General features: G+C 46.8%; 1 protein-coding gene. It reads left to right on the forward strand.

The annotated features are described in order from the left end of the window. A partial coding sequence (locus OOT08_RS18980) for a VOC family protein (RefSeq protein ID WP_325094456.1) occupies positions 1–233 on the forward strand: 233 nt, incomplete at both ends.

A 233-nucleotide genomic window follows, 5' to 3' on the forward strand; every position in this document is an offset into this window, starting at 1 on the left:
TGTGATTGAACTCACGTACAATTGGGGAGTTGAAACCTACGACCTAGGCAATGCCTTTGGGCATATAGCTCTCGGTGTGGATGATGTTGCTGTAACCTGTGAGCATATTCGCGAGGCTGGTGGCAAAATTACACGCGAAGCAGGCCCTGTTAAAGGCGGTAACACAGTCATCGCTTTTGTTGAAGATCCCGATGGTTATAAAATCGAACTGATTGAAAATCGACATGCCATGG

The organism is Leucobacter sp. M11 (genome assembly GCF_035726885.1).
In the GTDB taxonomy this organism is placed as follows: Bacteria; Actinomycetota; Actinomycetes; order Actinomycetales; family Microbacteriaceae; genus JAPFRB01.